The following is a 17,028-nucleotide window of genomic DNA, read 5'->3' as shown; positions in this document are numbered from 1 at the left end:
AATGTAGCCCCTCCAAGCATTTTTCACAACAAAAAGGAAAAAATTATTTTTTAAAGTGACGATTTGACAATTAAACAGGTATTCCTGCTTTTCACACCACGCAGACGCCTTAGAAGAAAGGCTTCTGCGTTCACTAGGATCAGGCATTTTGCCAGCAACAGGACTCTTTCACCGGACTCTGAACAAGTAAGGCGAATCTTTATAGATGCTCTTTTATTATTCCAACCTCTATGTTCCGCTCAACTCTATAAAGCCATTGAAACATGGCCCAATAAACCTAGATCAGGTTTTGAAATCGGTTGGTGAAAACGGCATCAAAACGAAAGAAGCACCTCTGCGCTTCTTATTTCTATTTGAACCCCTACTTTTATTAGTGGTTGCTCCTACTATATAGAGAAGCTTTATAGACCGCTTTCAAATTTCAGAGCTCAAATCTAAAAATTTGCTTGTATAAATGTAATAAATACACTTATATTTATTGCAAGTTTTACGAATAAAATTCTGATCGTTTTAAAATCTTACAGAGAACCCGCACTAAAACCCCTCCCAAGTATGAAGAACGCAATCTTTACTTTTTTACTCCTGCTGAGCACGCTCAGCTCTTTCGGACAGAATACCGCCACCCTTACGGTTCCCGCCAAACCAGACCGGACCATCAGCCGCCAGATCTATGGTCACTTTGCGGAACATTTGGGGCGGTGTATTTACGGGGGCTTCTATGTGGGCGAGAACAATACCAAAATCCCGAACACGGCCGGCATCAGACATGACGTGGTGGATGCGCTCAAGAAACTGAAAGTACCCAACCTGCGCTGGCCGGGCGGTTGCTTCGCGGATACTTATCACTGGAAAGACGGCATCGGCCCGAAAGACCAGCGGCCTACCATTGTGAATACCTGGTGGGGCGGCGTGACCGAGAACAATAGCTTCGGGACGCATGACTTCCTGAACATGTGCGAACTGATCGGCGCTGAGCCGTACCTGGCCGGCAACATGGCCACTGGCGGGGTGCAGGAACTGGCCGACTGGGTGCAGTACACCAACTTTGCGGGCGTAAGCCCCATGTCGAAGCTTCGCCGGGAAAACGGCCGCGACAAGCCCTGGAATGTAAAATACTGGGGAATCGGGAATGAGGCCTGGGGCTGTGGCGGCAACATGACCGCCGAGTACTACGCCAACGAATACCGCAAGTACGCCACCTTCGTGTCTGACTGGACCAACACGGGCGGCATCTTCCGCATCGCCTCCGGCGCCAACTCCGCTGACTATAACTGGACCGAGACGTTGATGAAAAATGTGCCTAAAAACCTGATTGAAGGAGTGGCGCTGCACCATTACGCCGTAATTGACTGGAACAAAAAAGGCCCTTCCACTACGTTCACGGAGCAAGGCTACTTCGCCACCATGAAAAGCGCCCTTAGAATGGAGGAATTGGTGCAGAAACACAGCGCCATCATGGACAAGTATGACCCTGAGAAAAAAGTGGCCTTGGTGGTAGACGAGTGGGGCGGCTGGTATGAAGTGGAGCCGGGCACCAATCCTGGGTTCCTGTACCAGCAGAACACCATGCGCGACGCCATGATTGCGGGCTCTACCCTGAACATCTTCAACAACCACTCAGACCGCGTACGCATGGCCAATCTGGCGCAGGCGATCAACGTGCTGCAGGCCGTGATTCTGACCGATGAGGAGAAGATGATCCTGACGCCCACTTACCACGTGATGGAGATGTACAACGTGCACCAGGACGCCAGCTACCTGCCCCTCACCGTGAAAAGCGCCGATTACACCTTAGGCAACGAAAAACTGACCGCCGTGAACGGTTCGGCCTCCAGAGACAAAAACGGCGTGACCCACGTTTCTCTGGTGAACATCGACCCAAAGAAAAAGCAGGAGATCACCATCACCATTGACGGGGCTAACTACAAGTCAGTGTCCGGCCGCATCCTTGCCTCTAAAAACCTGCAGGACCACAACTCCTTTGAGAAGCCCAACCAGATCACTCCCGCCGCTTTCAAAGGCGCGAAACTGAAAGGCAATTCCCTGAAAGTAGAGCTTCCGCCGTTTTCGGTGGTGGTACTGGAGATGAAATAAGCTCTTCTGAACGGCGATCAGCAGCCTTCCCAAAGGGAGTAAACTGACGGATGCCTTCACCTGCTAAGCTCCATGCGTTTCGGGCCTGTTTTGGTAAAAGCAGGCCCGAAACAGCTTTTACCCTTTTGGGTCCAACGCTGGGGAAGCGTCTCCTTTCCCTATTTCCCTCTGGCTCCCTTGGCAGCCGTTTCCCTTTGTCGCTATGAATTACATGAAACCGCTTCTTTCCATTGCTTCCACCACCCGCCAGAAACTGGCTCTGGCAAGCCTTAGCTTACTTGCGTTCAGCAGCCCGGCAGCGGCTTTTGTCTCCTCCTCACCTGCCGATACGGTGATCAAAGCCACCAGCAACCCTATTTTCACGCACAAGTACACCGCAGATCCGGCCGCGCTGGTGCACAAAGGTAAGGTGTACGTGTACGCTGGGTTTGACGAGGCCCCAACCCGGCGGGAAGGATATGTGATGAACGATTGGCTGGTGTTCTCCTCCCCGGATCTGGTCACCTGGACCGAACATCCGGTTCCGTTACGGGCGAAGGACTTCGCTTGGGCCAAAGGCGAGGCTTGGGCATCGCACGTGATTGAGCGCGACGGGAAGTTCTACTGGTTTTCTACCGTGGAGCACGCCACCATTCCGGGCAAAGCCATTGGGGTGGCGGTCTCGGACAGCCCCATCGGGCCGTTTAAAGATGCTCGCGGCTCGGCGCTTATCACCAATGACATGACCACTGACATCAAAATCGGTTGGGACGACATTGACCCGGCGGTTTTCATTGATGACGATGGTCAGGCGTACATTTTCTGGGGCAACACCACCCTGCATTACGCCAAACTCAAGAAAAACATGACCGAGCTGGACGGCCCCATCAACACCATTAAGCTGCCCAATTTCACTGAGGCGCCCTGGGTTCACAAACGCAACGGCTGGTATTACCTGTCCTATGCGTACCAGTTCCCGGAGAAAACCGCTTACGCGATGAGCAAGAACATTGAAGGCCCTTGGGAGTACAAAGGCATCCTGAACGAACTGGCTGGCAACTCCAACACCAACCACCAGGCCATCATCGACTTCAAAGGAAAATCTTACTTCATTTACCACAACGGCGGCATGCAGCCCGACGGCGGAAGTTTCCGGCGCTCCGTGTGCATTGATTACCTGGACTACAACAAAGACGGCTCTTTGAAACGCGTGGTCATGACCTCAGAAGGGGTGAAGGCCGTGAAAAAAGAAATGCAGATCCTCTTGCAGGGCACAGGCGTTTCAGGGCTCTTTTCCCAAAAACAGCCGCAAAACAGCCTTCCGGAGCAAACCGGCAAGGCTGTTTTGCGGCTGTTTCTTTAAAGCGTATCAAGAACTCTATCCAGACCTAAAGCCCGCTGCTCTTTCCTGAGTGCACAAGCTTTGCCAGCGTCTCGTCGTATTTCGCATGGGTGGTCCCCAGCCATTCATCCCAGAACCGGAAGTACAGCCCATAGTTACCCTTGAAATACTTGTGGTGCATGTTGTGGTTGGTGGAGGTGTTCAGCCATTTACCCACCGCACTCTTCACGAGCCACCTAGGGTAGATTTCATACCCCAGGTGCCCGTACACGTTGTACACCGTCATTAGCAGCAGAAACAGCACAATGGCCAGCGGATGGATGGGCATGAGAAAAGCCACCACGAAAATAATCCCGCCTTCTACCACCGCCTCCAGCGGACTGAACGAGAAAGCCGCCCACGGAGACGGGTTCACAGACTTATGGTGCGTCAGGTGAAAGGACTTGAACAGGCGCGGGTGGTGCATGAGCCGGTGCGTCCAATAGAAGTACGTGTCATGGATGACTAACGCCAGCACCACACTCACCGCAAAATAACCCCATCCATACTGTGAGATAGAGGTATAGACCTGGGTATGCGGCAAAACCCACCCAGAGGAAAGCACCACGCCATACAACGCAAACACCAGAAAGGTGAAGAAGGAATGCCCTACTTCGCGGGCGTAATCTTTCCGTTTGGGGAAAACAGCCTGTATCTTCCGGGAGGCGAATTTAGTGGGGAAGAAAATATAAAATACCAAGAAAGCCAGTCCTGCAATAGCCAGATACCGGGCTGCCAGAACCGCATAGAAAAACCAAAATTGTGCATTCATTTCTTTACCTCGATTGTTTTGCTCCGGAAGACCCGGATCAGGTATCTTCCTTTGAGGGAACATTTTAAGGGAAGGAATAAGTTTATTTATTAATCGTAGAAACCTATTTTTTGCCTTCCCTTGGAAATTCGGCTCTAAAACAGGAATTTATTCATACCTTCTTATGAAAACAGGTCTTTTATAGCTAATCAAACTAAGAATATCCTTAACTTTGAGATTATTCATCAGAAATTAAGCCTTTTACCTGCAAAAAAGTGCTGTAAAAGCTTGTTATCCCCAAAAAAGCACCGCTCCTCCTTTACACCCTAACAGCTAAGGAAATTGTAGCACTTTTCAAATTAGAGACGCTACGCCAACTGTATACAAGATTTTATCTGTACCAAGCCATGCACATCCAACGCACTCTTTTTGGTGTTTTCCTGATTGCTTTTCTTAGCCTGGTGCTCTTCACCGTCATCGCGTACTTCAACTTACAGGAGAATGCCGCGCTGGACCGCCAGGAGAAAGTCTCTTTGCAGGTATTGAAATCCATTGAAGTGCTTTTCAATAATTTGGAGGACATGGAAGAAGGAGCTGCTTCTGCTTCCTCCTTTCACCGGCAAACCTCCTTATCGCAGTACAATGCAGCCCGGGAACTCTATCCCAAGCACCTGCAGGCGCTTCTACGCGCCCAAGTAACCGATAGTGCAGAAAGATACCAGATCAAAACCTTATCGGGCCTCACGGAATCCTTTGTGAAGACCGCCGCCATGGTTGTATCCGGCACTGGCTCCTTTCCTTCGCCTGACCTGGCGCGGGAGCAATTGCAGGACCAGTTGGCCTCCATCAAACTTCTGGTGCATGCCATAGAAGAAAAAGAAAGAGCAACGCTATATGCTAACGGCGCAGAATCGTCGGTGAGGTCAGAGCGCATGCTGACCATTTTCACGGCCTTCTCGGTTTTCATGTTCCTCTTCTTCATGACTACCTATCTCTTCATCAGCAGGAACTTGTCTAACCGCAGCAGGGCCGCCAAGGTGTTGAAAGAGAAAGAACAGCTCTTCTCGGGCCTTTTCTACAAGAGCCCCATCATGCTCACACTGGTGGAGGTTTCTACGGAAAAGATCATGGATATCAACGAGAACGCCTTGCTGTTCTTTGGCCAAACCCGGGAGCATGTCATCGGGAAATCTGTCAGGGAAATGGACATAATTCTGGACCCCGCTTTCCGGGAGATCATGTTTGAACGCCTGCAACACGACCAGAAAGTACAGAACCTGGAGACGCAGATAAAAGCCAGGAACGGCCGCATCAGAAACGTGGTGTACCACATGGAGCAGGTGTTCCTTAACAATGAGAAGTGCCTGATCATGGCTTTTGAGGACATCACCGACCGGAAAATGGCCGAGAAGAGGCTAAAAGAAAGCGAAACCCTGTTCTCGCAGATTTTCTACAAAAGCCCTATCATGAAGTGCATCTCAGAGGTAGACACCGGCGTTTACCTGGATGTCAATGACAACTACACCAGGTTCTTTGGCTATGAGAAGGAAGAGTTGATTGGCAAAGCCAGCACTGAGCTCAATTTTTGGAAAAACCCCTCTGACCGTTCTATCCTGATAAAAGAGTTGCGGGAGAAGGGAGAGTTCAGGTCTCTGGAGTTTGAACTGAAGACCAAGAGCGGGGAGCTGCGCCATATCTTACTTCATGCCGATCTGGTGCAACTAGACGGGGGCGAATGCCTGATGACTGCCTTCGTGGATATCACGGAAAGTAAACAGGCGGGCGATTTCCTGAAGAATATGAACCTCTCGCTGGAGAAAAGCGTGGCGGAGAGAATCAAGGAGATCTCAGACTATAAGTACGCCCTGGACCAGGCCGCCCTGGTCGCCATCACCGACACCAACGGCAGGTACATTCACGCCAATGAGAATTTCTGCCTTTTGACTGAGTACCAGCCAGAAGAGCTGCTTGGCCAACATTACAGCATTATCGCTTCAGATTACCATCCGGCACAGGAGTTTTTTGAAAACCATAACCTAACAGCCTCGGGCGGAACCATCTGGGAAAGCGAGATCAAGAGCAAAACCAAATCCGGGAAGTTCTTCTGGGCAGATACTACCATCATCCCTATTCTGGATGCAAGCGGCGTTGCGTACCAATACTTGATCATCAGATGGGACATCACCGCCAAAAAGAACACAGAAACCGCCTTGCTGCAGGCGTTTGAGGAGCTTGGGAAAAGCGAGAACCGCCTGAAACAAGCGCAAGCCCTGTCTCATCTGGGTAGCTGGGAGTACGCCTTTGACACGCAGCAGACCATCTGGTCTGATGAACTATATGCCATCTTAGGCACCTCGCCCGCTGAGACAGAGGCAGACTTCAGTTCCTTTCTCGGGTTCGTTCATCCGGAGGATGTAGCCATGGTGGAAGAAACGGTAATAAGCACCCTCAACTCCGAGAACGTTTCCTGCCAATACAATTGCCGCATCATCCGCAAAGACGGCGAGGTGCGGTATATTTTCCTGGTTTTTGAAAGGGAACCAACGGTACCGGGGCAGCCAGACAAACTGTTGGGCATTCTGCAGGATGTCACCAAAGAGCGGCTTGCCCAGATGGAAAAGGAACGCATCACCGCTGATCTGTTGCAAAGAAACAAAGACCTGGAGCAGTTTGCCTACATTGTCTCGCACAACCTCAGAGCCCCGGCGGCCAACATCATTGGCCTTTCTGACCTGATCTGCACGCTGAAACCCAGCACCCCGGCTTTCATGAAGTCCATCAATGGGCTGAAGATATCGGTGGCCAAGCTGGACGCGGTCATCAACGACCTGAACAATGTGCTGCAAATCAGGCGGGAGGTGAACGAGCGAAAAGAACAGGTAGACCTGTACCAGCTGGTGGAAGACATCAAAACCATGACCTCCGGCCTCATGGCCAAGGAAAAGGTCTCCATCCAGACAAACTTCTCTGATCTGGAAAAGATCTACACCATTAAAAGCTACTTGCACAGCATTTTCGCTAACCTGATCTCCAACAGCATCAAGTACCGGCAAGCCAATCAGGTGCCCGCCATTGAGATTCTGTCCAACAAAAAAGACGGGAAAAACATCATCACCTTCCGGGATAATGGCCTGGGCATTGACCTGACGGCTCATCAGCACAAGATCTTCGGTTTGTACAAACGGTTCCACTTCCATACCGATGGCAAGGGCATGGGACTGTACATGGTGAAAACGCAGGTAGAAGCCCTGGGCGGCAAAATCCACGTGCACAGCCGGGTAAACCACGGCACTGAGTTCTCCATTGAGTTTGACGAAGCGTACACCTGATCTCCTCCCAACCGGGCACTAGTGATTGGCAAACTGTTTTTAAGCTGATTTTCAGAAAAAGGCCCTAAAACCTGATCGGCTGTTTTCTTATGACTGCCCCGCCGGAACTCTTGCGGCATGTCTTTCCCTGGTCCTCAGCTTTTATGTGGAGTTGCAATCCAGGAGAAGTATGAGACTAGTGACTGAGAAGGCTATTCTCTCCGAATGAGCGCCCCTTTGCCATTTACAAGGGCGGAATGCCGGCATTGTATTGCCTTTTGAAGTATCTGCTTTATCTTACCTACAGTTGCTGCTACCCAGCGCAAAGGTGACTCTGGCTACTGCATTTACCATACGGGCCCGATGCGCTCTATTCTGGTTCTGATCTTAACGGCTTTCAGATGAAGACATACCTCCGCCTTGACGTTTTCTTTTCCTTCTTCCTGGGTTTGGCCGGCTGCAGCAAAACGGAGGAGGCTGTGAAGACAGATCCTGTCCAAGCGACCACGCCCATGAAAATTCCCCTTATCCCGCTCATTGCGGAAATCTCCGGCATTGCGGACAGCAAGACCATTCCGGGGCATATTTGGGCTCAGGAAGACAGCGGAAACCCCACTCGCCTGCACCTGGTCAAGCACAATGGAGCCGTTTTAAAGCAGGTTTTCATAAAAGGGGTCCAAAACCGGGATTGGGAAGACCTGATGATTTTCGAGAACCGGGTTTACCTCGCTGACATTGGCGACAACAATAGAACGGCCCGGCAATACACCATCTACCACTTCCCCGAGCCGTCCCTGACCACCGATACCGTCAGAAACGTTTCGATGATCCGGTTTCAGTACCCAGACGGCTCGCATGACGCGGAGGCTTTCCTCATCGATCCAAAGACCAAAGACATTCTTCTTTTCACCAAAACAGATACGCTCTCCAGAGTATACAAAGTAGAATACCCGTACGCCTCTTCCGGCCTACAAGTGGCGAAGTTGGTCGGGAACTTACCTTATTCTTACGTGGTCAGCGCCGCCCTCTCCCCCAACGGAAAGGCAGCCATCATCAAAACCTACGGCGCTTTGTATCTGTACCGGCAAAAAGGAGATGAGCCTTTAGAGGAGTACCTGTTAAACGCGTTTGAGACGCTGCCCTACACCATTGAGCCCCAGGGAGAAGCAATTACTTTCGCTGCGGCAGATTCTGGGTATTTTACAGTAAGTGAAAAAGGCCTCGCGTCTACGGTCCATCTCTATTTCTACAGAAAAAAGTAGCTCTCCGGGCTTCCACGCCTTCAACAAGGTCCGTTTCACCTCTCCTTTAGAAAAGCCACCCTTTTATCTTCTAAATAAAATCCTACATCACCCTTCATCCTTGCACCTTAAGACTACTTACATGACTAAAGCTGGTGCAATCAGGCCAACCAGTCGGAATAGATTATTTTGGATTGAATTCTGCCTTAAACCACGACACTAATCACGTATCACTCTGATTCACAGACAGTGGCAAGATTAATTATTTAACTTTGTTATTTTAATCTCAATACCTATAATTGCATGGAAATAATATAACTTATAAATTTAATTTCAACGAATAACTTAATGGTGTATGCCTTTTGCATAAAAATTATAAATATTGTTCTACTAAGCGCCTTACCTACCACTACCTATTTACTGGCTCCTTTTCAGAAAACAGAGCAGAAACCCAGAACACCCGCTGAACCGACTAACTCTTACCTATGCATGAACACGTCTACTTTAGCAAACGTCAGGCACGAGGGGCAGACTAGCCACCTACTTGAAGCAATTCTAAAGCCAGGCACCTTTCTCAACTACCCCACGGCTCCTCTCTCCTGCAAATAGCAGCTTCTGACATGCTCCCCAATCCAGGCATTCACTGGCGGAACACCACGCTTACTGTCCTTTTCAAGAGAAACGATGTCCGGTATGTTCTCCCTACGCTTCACCTTATCACTGTTAGGCATACTTCTGATCCCCTATTTTTTCAGGGCAAAGTACGGGATAGCCTTAGAACCGTATCCGGCGGTGATGCTGCCTTCTGGTTCAGGAAAAGTAGACGCCAGCGCAGACATCGCCCAGATCAGCTACACTACCGTGCTGGGCAGGAATGCAACGGGCCAGTGGAGCCGGGTTGACAACGCTCGCCTGCTTTACCCCATTCCTATCCAGTATCTAAGCCCCATCCTTTCCAAAGAGTTTGGCCTGAAGGAAGACGCCGGCACCATTAGGCCCGGAATCCAGTCTTCATTGGCGGGAGACCTGAGCATCTTATGGGCCAAGCACGTCACCGAGCAAGACCGGCAGGAGGTGAAGGCCTGGCTCAGGGGCAGACTGGGAGAACAGCACTTTGATGCGTCTGTCCTGAAGGTGGTGAAGGTGGAAGAAGTTATCGCTATTCCAGATGGCCGGAAGTTAAACTACAAGGTGACCTATGAAAACACTTTACGCCTGGATCAATAAAGCAAACACCCTCTTTTGGACGCGGGTCTGCCACTCTACCACCCCGGAGAATCCGCAAGGCCTGGGCGCTTTCCGGGTTCTGGTGGGCCTGTTTCTGCTGGCCCTGTACGTTCCCAGTTTCAGTTGGATCGCAGAAGCCCCGCAGGCCCTCTTCACCCCTCCTCTGCTTAGCTTAGCCACTCTCTTTGACGGGTTCCCGGGCTTCACCTTCTTTTTTCTGGTAGACTGCACGGTGCTCCTCAGCTTGGTCTGCCTCACGCTGGGCGTGAAAGCCCGAGCTTCAACCCTGGTCTTTCTCTTCTCCTGCCTCCTGGGCCTTACCTTTAACTTCTCCTTCGGGAAAATAGACCACTCCATCCTGATTTACGCGCTGTTGCTCTGCATGGCTTTTTCTGGCTGGGGAAAGCACCTGGCGCTTTTCCCTGACAAACCCTCCCGGGTCGATTCGCCCGCCAAAAGCTTGTCTCTGCTCAGCGTCTTGCTCTGCTTTGCCATGTTTTCGGCCGGTTTCGAGAAAGCCATCCACTGGATCGATTTCGACTTGGCGCTTAATGGGTTTCTGGGCTGGTTTAATGACGGGTATTACCTCCTGGACCGGCATTACCTCTTGGCACCCTATGTCATCTACTTTCCGCCTGCCTTGCTGGAGATTTTTGACTATACCGCCGTACTGTTTGAGTTATCGCCGCTGCTGTTTCTCCTGCACTCCCGCCGGGCCTGGCGGCTGTGGCTGCTGGTGGCTTGTATTTTCCATGTAACCAATACGTTTTTGCTCAATATCCCCTTTATCGCTAACGTGATGGTGTATCTCGCCTTTACAGACTTTACCTGGCTCTATGCGAAACTGAGCAGATGGCTGCAGCTGCATAGCGTCAGAGTTGTCGGCACGGGAATTGTCATCCTGCTGGTGTTCATGCGGGGAAAAGAGGCATTTGACTTAAGCGCAACCGTCACGCTGTTGTCTCCTACTGACAAAATAGAGATGAAGCTTTACCTGGGCATTTTCCTTTGGCTGATCGCCATCTACCTGATAGCAAAAAGCCTTCTCAGGCAAACCAGCACCTCAGCACCGGAGCCTGCCCAGAAAGCAATAACTCCTGTTTTAAAGCCCCATTACTGAAACAACCGCTAAAGCCCATGATGTCCGGAGACACGAACAACCAACGGGTGGATAATTATGCCCAAAAATAACAAAGGCCCTGTAAGTTTATCCTTACAGGGCCTTTGTTTTACAATGAGTACCAGGAGCGGGAATCGAACCCGCACTTCCTAATGGAAACAAGATTTTAAGTCTTGCGTGTCTACCAGTTCCACCATCCCGGCGACCTCGTTTCTGGGCAGAAACGAAATAGGCAGATAAAGAAAAGACGTTACCGGAGTAACGTCTTTTCTCTTTGAGCGAAAGACGGGGTTCGAACCCGCGACCTCGACCTTGGCAAGGTCGCGCTCTACCAACTGAGCTACTTTCGCGTTTTGTTTTCTAATCCGCTGTTTGAATTAGTGATACAAAGGTAAGCACAAAAATCACGAAGTCAAGTCCTGACCCAAAAAAAATCTCCCCAAAAACGTAATCTTTCTGAAAATCAGGGAGAAAAATTTTCAAGAAAAATACGCTTCAACGCCTTTCAGGGCCATTTTCATGAAAACAGCCTCAAAACATCGGGCTTCCACCTCCTGAATTTGCTTAGAAAACAGGCAAAGAACCGTTCTTCTGGCCGCTCAGCCCTGAGTTTTTCATTCAGAGCCCAAGGATTTCGCGCCAGTTTTCCCCTGGATTTTCAAAAAAGAGCCATAAAACAGCTTCGCTTATTGACTCCGCAGACAAAACCGGCCCAAGAGAGACCGATCCGGGACGTTCTTGACAACTAGATACAAGTTCTACTACACAAAGAAATCCGTTTAGGGGCTGTTTTAATAAAACAGCCCCTAAACGGATGTCACCTTCAATCCTTATGCAGGACTCAGCACTTATTTTTTGTCCACCAGCATCTTCAGCTCATTCAGTTTCAGGAGCGCTTCTACCGGAGTGATGGTATTGATGTCCAGTTTCTCGAAAACCTCTTTGATGCGCACCAGCTGCGGGTCGTTGAGTTCAAACATGCTGAGCTGGTACGGCTGCTTGGGCAGGCTTTTCAGCGTCTCCTGCGGTTCCTGGTGCGGATGGGCGATTTTCTCCTGCTCCAGGTGGTGCATGATCTCGTTGGCCCTAATCACAACACTATTGGGCATACCGGCCATTTGCGCCACCTGAATCCCAAAACTATGGGCACTGCCGCCTTCCAACAGTTTGCGCATGAACAGAATCTTGCCGTTGCTCTCCTTTACGCTCACGTTGTAGTTGCGCACGCGCGGGAAATCCTCGGTGAGCTGGTTCAGTTCGTGGTAATGGGTGGCGAAAAGCGTTTTGGCCCGGCCCTTGGGCGCGTTGTGCAGGTGCTCTACTATTGCCCAGGCAATGGAAATTCCGTCATACGTGCTGGTACCGCGACCAATCTCATCCATGAGTACCAAGCTGCGGTCCGAGATGTTGTTCAGGATGCTGGCCGTCTCGGTCATTTCCACCATGAACGTACTTTCGCCGCGGCTCAGGTTGTCTGAGGCGCCCACGCGGGTGAAGATCTTGTCAATCACGCCAATCTGCGCGGCCTCAGCGGGTACAAAGGAGCCGATCTGGGCCATGAGCACAATCAAGGCCGTTTGCCTCAGCAGGGCACTTTTACCGGCCATGTTAGGCCCTGTGATGATGATGACCTGCTGGTCCTCGTTGTCTAGCCGGATGTCATTGGGCACGTAGCGCTCGCCCAGCGGCAACTGCTTCTCAATGACCGGGTGGCGGCCCTGCGTGATATTCAGGATGGTGCTTTCGTCCACCTCGGGCTTCACGTAGTTGTTCTGGGTGGCCAGCTGCGCGAAGTTCGCCAGGCAGTCCAGCATACCCAGGGCTTTGGCATTCTGCTGAATCTGGGGCACAAACTCTGCGGCGCTCAACACCAGTTCGTTGAAAATACGCTGCTCGATCACGTACAGCCGGTCCTCGGCGTGCAGAATCTTCTCTTCGTAGGTTTTCAGCTCCTCGGTGATGTAGCGCTCCGCGTTCACCAAGGTCTGCTTCCGCATCCAGGAGCTGGGCACTTTGTCTTTGTGCGCGTGCGTCACCTCCAGGTAATAGCCAAACACTTTGTTGAACGCGATTTTCAACGAGGTAATACCCGTGTTCTGGATCTCGCGCTGCTGAATCTGCAACAGGTAATCTTTCCCCGAGAAGGCGATAGCCCGCAGCTCGTCCAGTTCCTGATCAATGCCGGTTTGCACCATGTTGCCCTGGTTCGTGAGCATGGGCGCATCGGGCTTGAGCGTTTTCTGGATTTCGTCCCGGATGGATTCGCAGGGCAGCAGTTGGTCAGCCAGCTTCTGCAGGGCCGGCACGCCGCTCACCGCCAGCAATTCTTTGATGGGCAGCGTGGCTTCCAGCGCGCGCGCCAGTTGCAGCAGTTCCCTGGGGTTTACCCGGCGCACCGCCACTTTGGAGATGAGGCGTTCCAGGTCACTGATTTGTTTCAGGTAATGCTGAATGTCTTGCAGCAACTCCGGACGGCCCTGTAGCGCCTCCACGGTATCCAGCCGGCGACGAATCTGGGCGGCATCTTTCAGGGGCAACACGAGCCATTTGCGCAGCAACCGGCCACCCATGGGCGTGATGGTATGGTCCAGCACATCAATCAGGGGCACGCCTTCGGGGTGTTGCGGGTAGATCAACTCCAGGTTGCGCACGGTGAAACGATCCAGCCAGACGTATTTGTCTTCCTCCAATCGGCCGAGGGCCGAGATGTGGCGCAGGTCGTGGTGCTGGGTCTCGGCTAAGTAATGCAGAATGGCCCCGGCGGCGGTGATCCCTTCAGTGAGAGCCTCCACCCCGAACCCTTTGAGCGAGGCGGTGTTGAACTGCTTGGTGAGGGCCTCCAGCGCGAAATCATAGTTGTACACCCACTCGTCCAGCGCATAATGGCAGACATCGGACCCGAAGGTCTGGAAGAACGATTCTTTCTTGCCTTTGCAGAACAGCACCTCGGCGGGGCTGAAGTTCTGGAGCAGCTTGGCCATGTAACCGGCATCGCCCTGGGCCAGCAGAAACTCGCCGGTGGAGGCATCCAGCAGGGCAATGCCCAGCTGACTTTTCCCGAAATGCAGCGAGGCCAGGTAGTTGTTTCGTTTCTGTTCCAGCACCTGGTCATTGAACGACACGCCGGGTGTCACCAACTCGGTCACCCCGCGTTTCACAATGCCTTTGACGGTTTTGGGGTCTTCCAGCTGGTCACAGATGGCCACGCGCTGCCCGGCTCGTACCAGCTTGGGCAGGTACGTGTCCAGGGAATGGTGCGGGAAACCCGCCAAAGCCGTCTCCGCCGCCGAGCCGTTGCCCCGCTTGGTGAGCATGATGCCTAGGATTTTGCTGGCCTTGATGGCATCCTCCCCGAAGGTCTCGTAAAAGTCCCCTACCCTGAACAGCAACAGCGCCCCGGGGTGTTTCGCCTTGATGGCGTTGTATTGTTTCATCAGCGGCGTGGCGCTGAATTCTGCGGTTGTCTTAGCCAAAGCGGTATAATGTGCTAATTATGTAATGTGCTGATGTGCTAATTTGAAATTAGCCTCCACAACCTTCTCTTGTATTGTAGCCTTGTTTCAGGCCCGATTTTGTAAAAACAGCTTTAAAACAGCTTTCCTCTCTTTTCTGGGTCCTCTCCGCGCTGGTGTTTTAAGCCCGATCTCCCAATAACAGGTCAAAAACGCACCTATCCACGCAATGTGCTATCTTTGCCGGACATTTCGGCCCGTGGCCGATTCCGATTTAAGTAACAGGACAGATTTAAATATCTATTTTTCCATCCTGAAAGGATCTTGTGGGCGAACTAGGAAAGCAGTTAATAAACGCCATTGCCGTTTGCCACCAAGATCCTTTTAGGATGACAAGGAAGGAAAAGATATAGTTGTCCGATCATTCATCACTTCTGTTATGCGAAAACTCAGCATGGAAGATCTCCAGCGCGATTCGGTGGAGGACTTCAAAAATAAGCAAAAAAATCCGTTGGTGTTGGTTCTGGACAACGTGCGCAGCCTGCATAACGTGGGCTCCGCCTTCCGGACCGCCGATGCGTTTGCCGTGGAGAAGATCTACCTGTGCGGTATCACGGGCACGCCGCCCAACAAGGAGATCCACAAAACCGCGCTGGGGGCAACAGAATCGGTGGAATGGGTGCATGCGCCGTCCACGCTGGAGGCCGTGGAAGGCCTGAAAAAAAGCGGTTACCAGGTGTGGGCCGTGGAGCAGGCCGAAGGGAGCACGTCTTTGTCTGATTTTCGGCCCGCGGCCGATGCCAAGTACGCCTTCGTGTTTGGGAACGAGGTGTTTGGTGTGGAGGAGGAGATCATCCAGGTGGCCGATGGCGTGCTGGAGATTCCGCAGTTTGGCACCAAACACTCGCTCAACATCTCGGTGACGGTGGGCGTGGTGGTGTGGGATGTGCTCAGCAAAACCAGGGCGGGTGCCCCGCAGGCTTAGCTTCTTTGCCCGGTTTTCTGGTTCTTTCTCAAAACCACCCATAAAAAAGGGAGGCCTGCTCTATGAACAGGCCTCCCTTTTTTATGTAAAGCGTTAAGCTTAGTTTTTGCTGGCTTTGGTTACTTCCTGCACCATGGACAGGAAATTGCCTTCTGGCTTGGCTTTGAATTCAGAGTAGGCTTCTACCTGACGGCTGTTCAACACTTTGAACAGTTCGCTTTCAAAGGTGTCTTCAATCTCTTTCAGGCGGGCATCGCGCATCTCGGCATCGTTGCCGTACATTTTGGCTACCTCCGCCGCTTTCATCAGCCGCTCCTGGTTCAATGATTTCACCACAATGTACTCACTCTCGTTTAAACCGATGGATTGTACCATAAGGCGGGTAACGGAGTTGCTGGTCTTCTCTACCGCTGGGTTAGCAGGTCCATTCTGAGCAACCGCGTTCATCACTAACACAAATAAGAAGCAAAAAGTAAGTAGAGCGTTTTTCATGACTGTTTGAATTAAGAGTATTATTTAGTTGTCGTTGTTTTCTGTTTCGTTTGGTGAAAGCACCCGCAAAAGGCGTAGGCAAGCGGTGGTCAACCGGCTTACATGCTTCGTTTGCCAATACGCTTCTGCAACCGATTTGTTGCCACCGACAGCGAGTAAGCAGCCTCTGGGTGGGTTGGGTGATGGGCCAGGAAAAGTGTCAGATCTGCGATGGCATCTTCCAGCTGGTTCAGTTCCAGCTTCACGATTCCGCGGTTGCAAAGCGCTTTTGAATGACTTGGATCAGCGGCCACCACCTCGTCTAAGTCACGGATAGCGCCAAAGTAATCGTCCAGGTAATACCGCGCCACGGCCCTTCCGTACAATGCCTCGGTGGAGGAATCCTTCGCCAGCACCGCTTCAAAGTCCTTCAACGCCTCTCTGTACGCCCCTACTTCCAGAAACGCATTGCCCCGGCCCACCCGGGCAGCTGCGTGGTCTGTATTGGTCGCCGAGGCAATGGTCAAGGCGATGGAATAGTCTTTGATGGCGCTGTACACATCCCGCATTTCCATTTTAGCGTCGGCCCGCTCGGCGTACGCCTGGGCATTACCGGGCTGCTGCTTGATAAGTTGGGTAAGCTCTTTTATCCTGATTTTAGCGACAGAGTTCGTAGACGCCGGCATCGTTGATCCCGAAGCCTGCAGTGAAGCACCAAACAAAACTACTATGCCAATCAAAACTCTTAGCCGCCGCATTTTCTTACTTACGCTTTAAAATCAATGGTAAACTCCACCTGTCTTCCCCTTCTCAGGAAAGCTTTCCCGTTAAACAGAAATACTTCAATTGATTAGAAGAATGAGACAAATATAGAACACCTGTTAGGATGAAAGCAAGTGTTTATATAAAAAAACGTATTAAAAAATGAACTTTTTTATAAAAAGTGGCTTAACAGCTTCTAAACGCGGTTTTTTAGATCAACATTTTCTTACACTTAGGGAATTCTTCTCTCGTGATTA

At 51.3% G+C, this 17,028-nt stretch carries 11 protein-coding genes and 2 tRNA genes; 7 read left to right on the top strand and 6 right to left on the bottom strand.

Annotated elements, in window-relative coordinates:
• The first annotated feature begins 552 nt into the window (after positions 1-552).
• Together H7U12_RS18960 and H7U12_RS18955 are read left to right on the top strand one after the other, a co-directional pair.
• On the top strand, positions 553-2,094 hold the full coding sequence (locus tag H7U12_RS18960; RefSeq protein ID WP_186641040.1) for an alpha-N-arabinofuranosidase: 1,542 nt from the start codon (positions 553-555) through the stop codon (positions 2,092-2,094).
• Positions 2,095-2,296: 202 nt separating this feature from the next.
• Positions 2,297-3,436, top strand: a complete 1,140-nt coding sequence (locus tag H7U12_RS18955; RefSeq protein WP_241749544.1) for a glycoside hydrolase family 43 protein — start codon at positions 2,297-2,299, stop codon at positions 3,434-3,436.
• 25 nt (positions 3,437-3,461) lie between these two features.
• On the opposite strand, the gene H7U12_RS18950 is transcribed toward H7U12_RS18955, so the two are convergent.
• The gene (locus tag H7U12_RS18950; protein ID WP_186641038.1) at positions 3,462-4,226 is read right to left on the bottom strand and encodes a sterol desaturase family protein; all 765 of its coding nucleotides are present in this window, start codon (positions 4,224-4,226) and stop codon (positions 3,462-3,464) included.
• Between the two features lie 386 nt (positions 4,227-4,612).
• On the opposite strand from H7U12_RS18950, the gene H7U12_RS18945 reads away from it, so the two are divergent.
• The 4 genes from H7U12_RS18945 (at position 4,613) to H7U12_RS18930 (ending at position 11,101) form a co-directional block, all read left to right on the top strand.
• Positions 4,613-7,534: a PAS domain S-box protein gene (locus H7U12_RS18945; RefSeq protein ID WP_186641036.1), complete on the top strand. Its 2,922-nt coding sequence runs from the start codon at positions 4,613-4,615 to the stop codon at positions 7,532-7,534.
• 380 nt (positions 7,535-7,914) lie between these two features.
• Positions 7,915-8,775, top strand: a complete 861-nt coding sequence (locus H7U12_RS18940) for a hypothetical protein (RefSeq protein WP_186641034.1) — start codon at positions 7,915-7,917, stop codon at positions 8,773-8,775.
• A 672-nt stretch (positions 8,776-9,447) separates the two neighbouring features.
• Positions 9,448-9,981, top strand: a complete 534-nt coding sequence (locus tag H7U12_RS18935; RefSeq protein ID WP_186641032.1) for a hypothetical protein — start codon at positions 9,448-9,450, stop codon at positions 9,979-9,981.
• Entirely contained in the window at positions 9,953-11,101 is a 1,149-nt protein-coding gene (locus H7U12_RS18930; RefSeq protein WP_186641030.1) for a hypothetical protein, read from the top strand. The genes H7U12_RS18935 and H7U12_RS18930 overlap by 29 nt, the downstream gene beginning before the upstream one ends.
• A gap of 119 nt (positions 11,102-11,220) precedes the next feature.
• Here the strand turns inward: H7U12_RS18930 and H7U12_RS18925 are convergent.
• The 3 genes from H7U12_RS18925 to mutS form a co-directional block, all read right to left on the bottom strand.
• Positions 11,221-11,304 (bottom strand) — tRNA-Leu (locus H7U12_RS18925).
• 74 nt (positions 11,305-11,378) lie between these two features.
• Positions 11,379-11,451: transfer RNA gene (locus H7U12_RS18920), tRNA-Gly, on the bottom strand.
• Positions 11,452-11,949: 498 nt separating this feature from the next.
• Entirely contained in the window at positions 11,950-14,535 is a 2,586-nt protein-coding gene (gene mutS, locus H7U12_RS18915; protein ID WP_186641591.1) for a DNA mismatch repair protein MutS, read from the bottom strand.
• 457 nt (positions 14,536-14,992) lie between these two features.
• Here mutS and H7U12_RS18910 point away from each other — a divergent pair, with 457 nt between their 5' ends.
• Positions 14,993-15,538 (top strand): RNA methyltransferase, encoded by a 546-nt coding sequence (locus tag H7U12_RS18910; RefSeq protein ID WP_186641028.1) that lies wholly within the window; start codon positions 14,993-14,995, stop codon positions 15,536-15,538.
• A 99-nt stretch (positions 15,539-15,637) separates the two neighbouring features.
• Here the strand turns inward: H7U12_RS18910 and H7U12_RS18905 are convergent, their stop codons facing one another.
• Positions 15,638-16,030, bottom strand: a complete 393-nt coding sequence (locus H7U12_RS18905) for a hypothetical protein (protein ID WP_186641026.1) — start codon at positions 16,028-16,030, stop codon at positions 15,638-15,640.
• A 98-nt stretch (positions 16,031-16,128) separates the two neighbouring features.
• Positions 16,129-16,695: a tetratricopeptide repeat protein gene (locus tag H7U12_RS18900; protein WP_186641023.1), complete on the bottom strand. Its 567-nt coding sequence runs from the start codon at positions 16,693-16,695 to the stop codon at positions 16,129-16,131.
• Positions 16,696-17,028 lie beyond the last annotated feature (333 nt).

Origin of the sequence: Rufibacter sediminis, from assembly GCF_014269285.1 — a bacterium.
GTDB lineage: Bacteria > Bacteroidota > Bacteroidia > Cytophagales > Hymenobacteraceae > Nibribacter > Nibribacter sediminis.
This window is presented reverse-complemented; position numbering and strand designations above follow the sequence as displayed.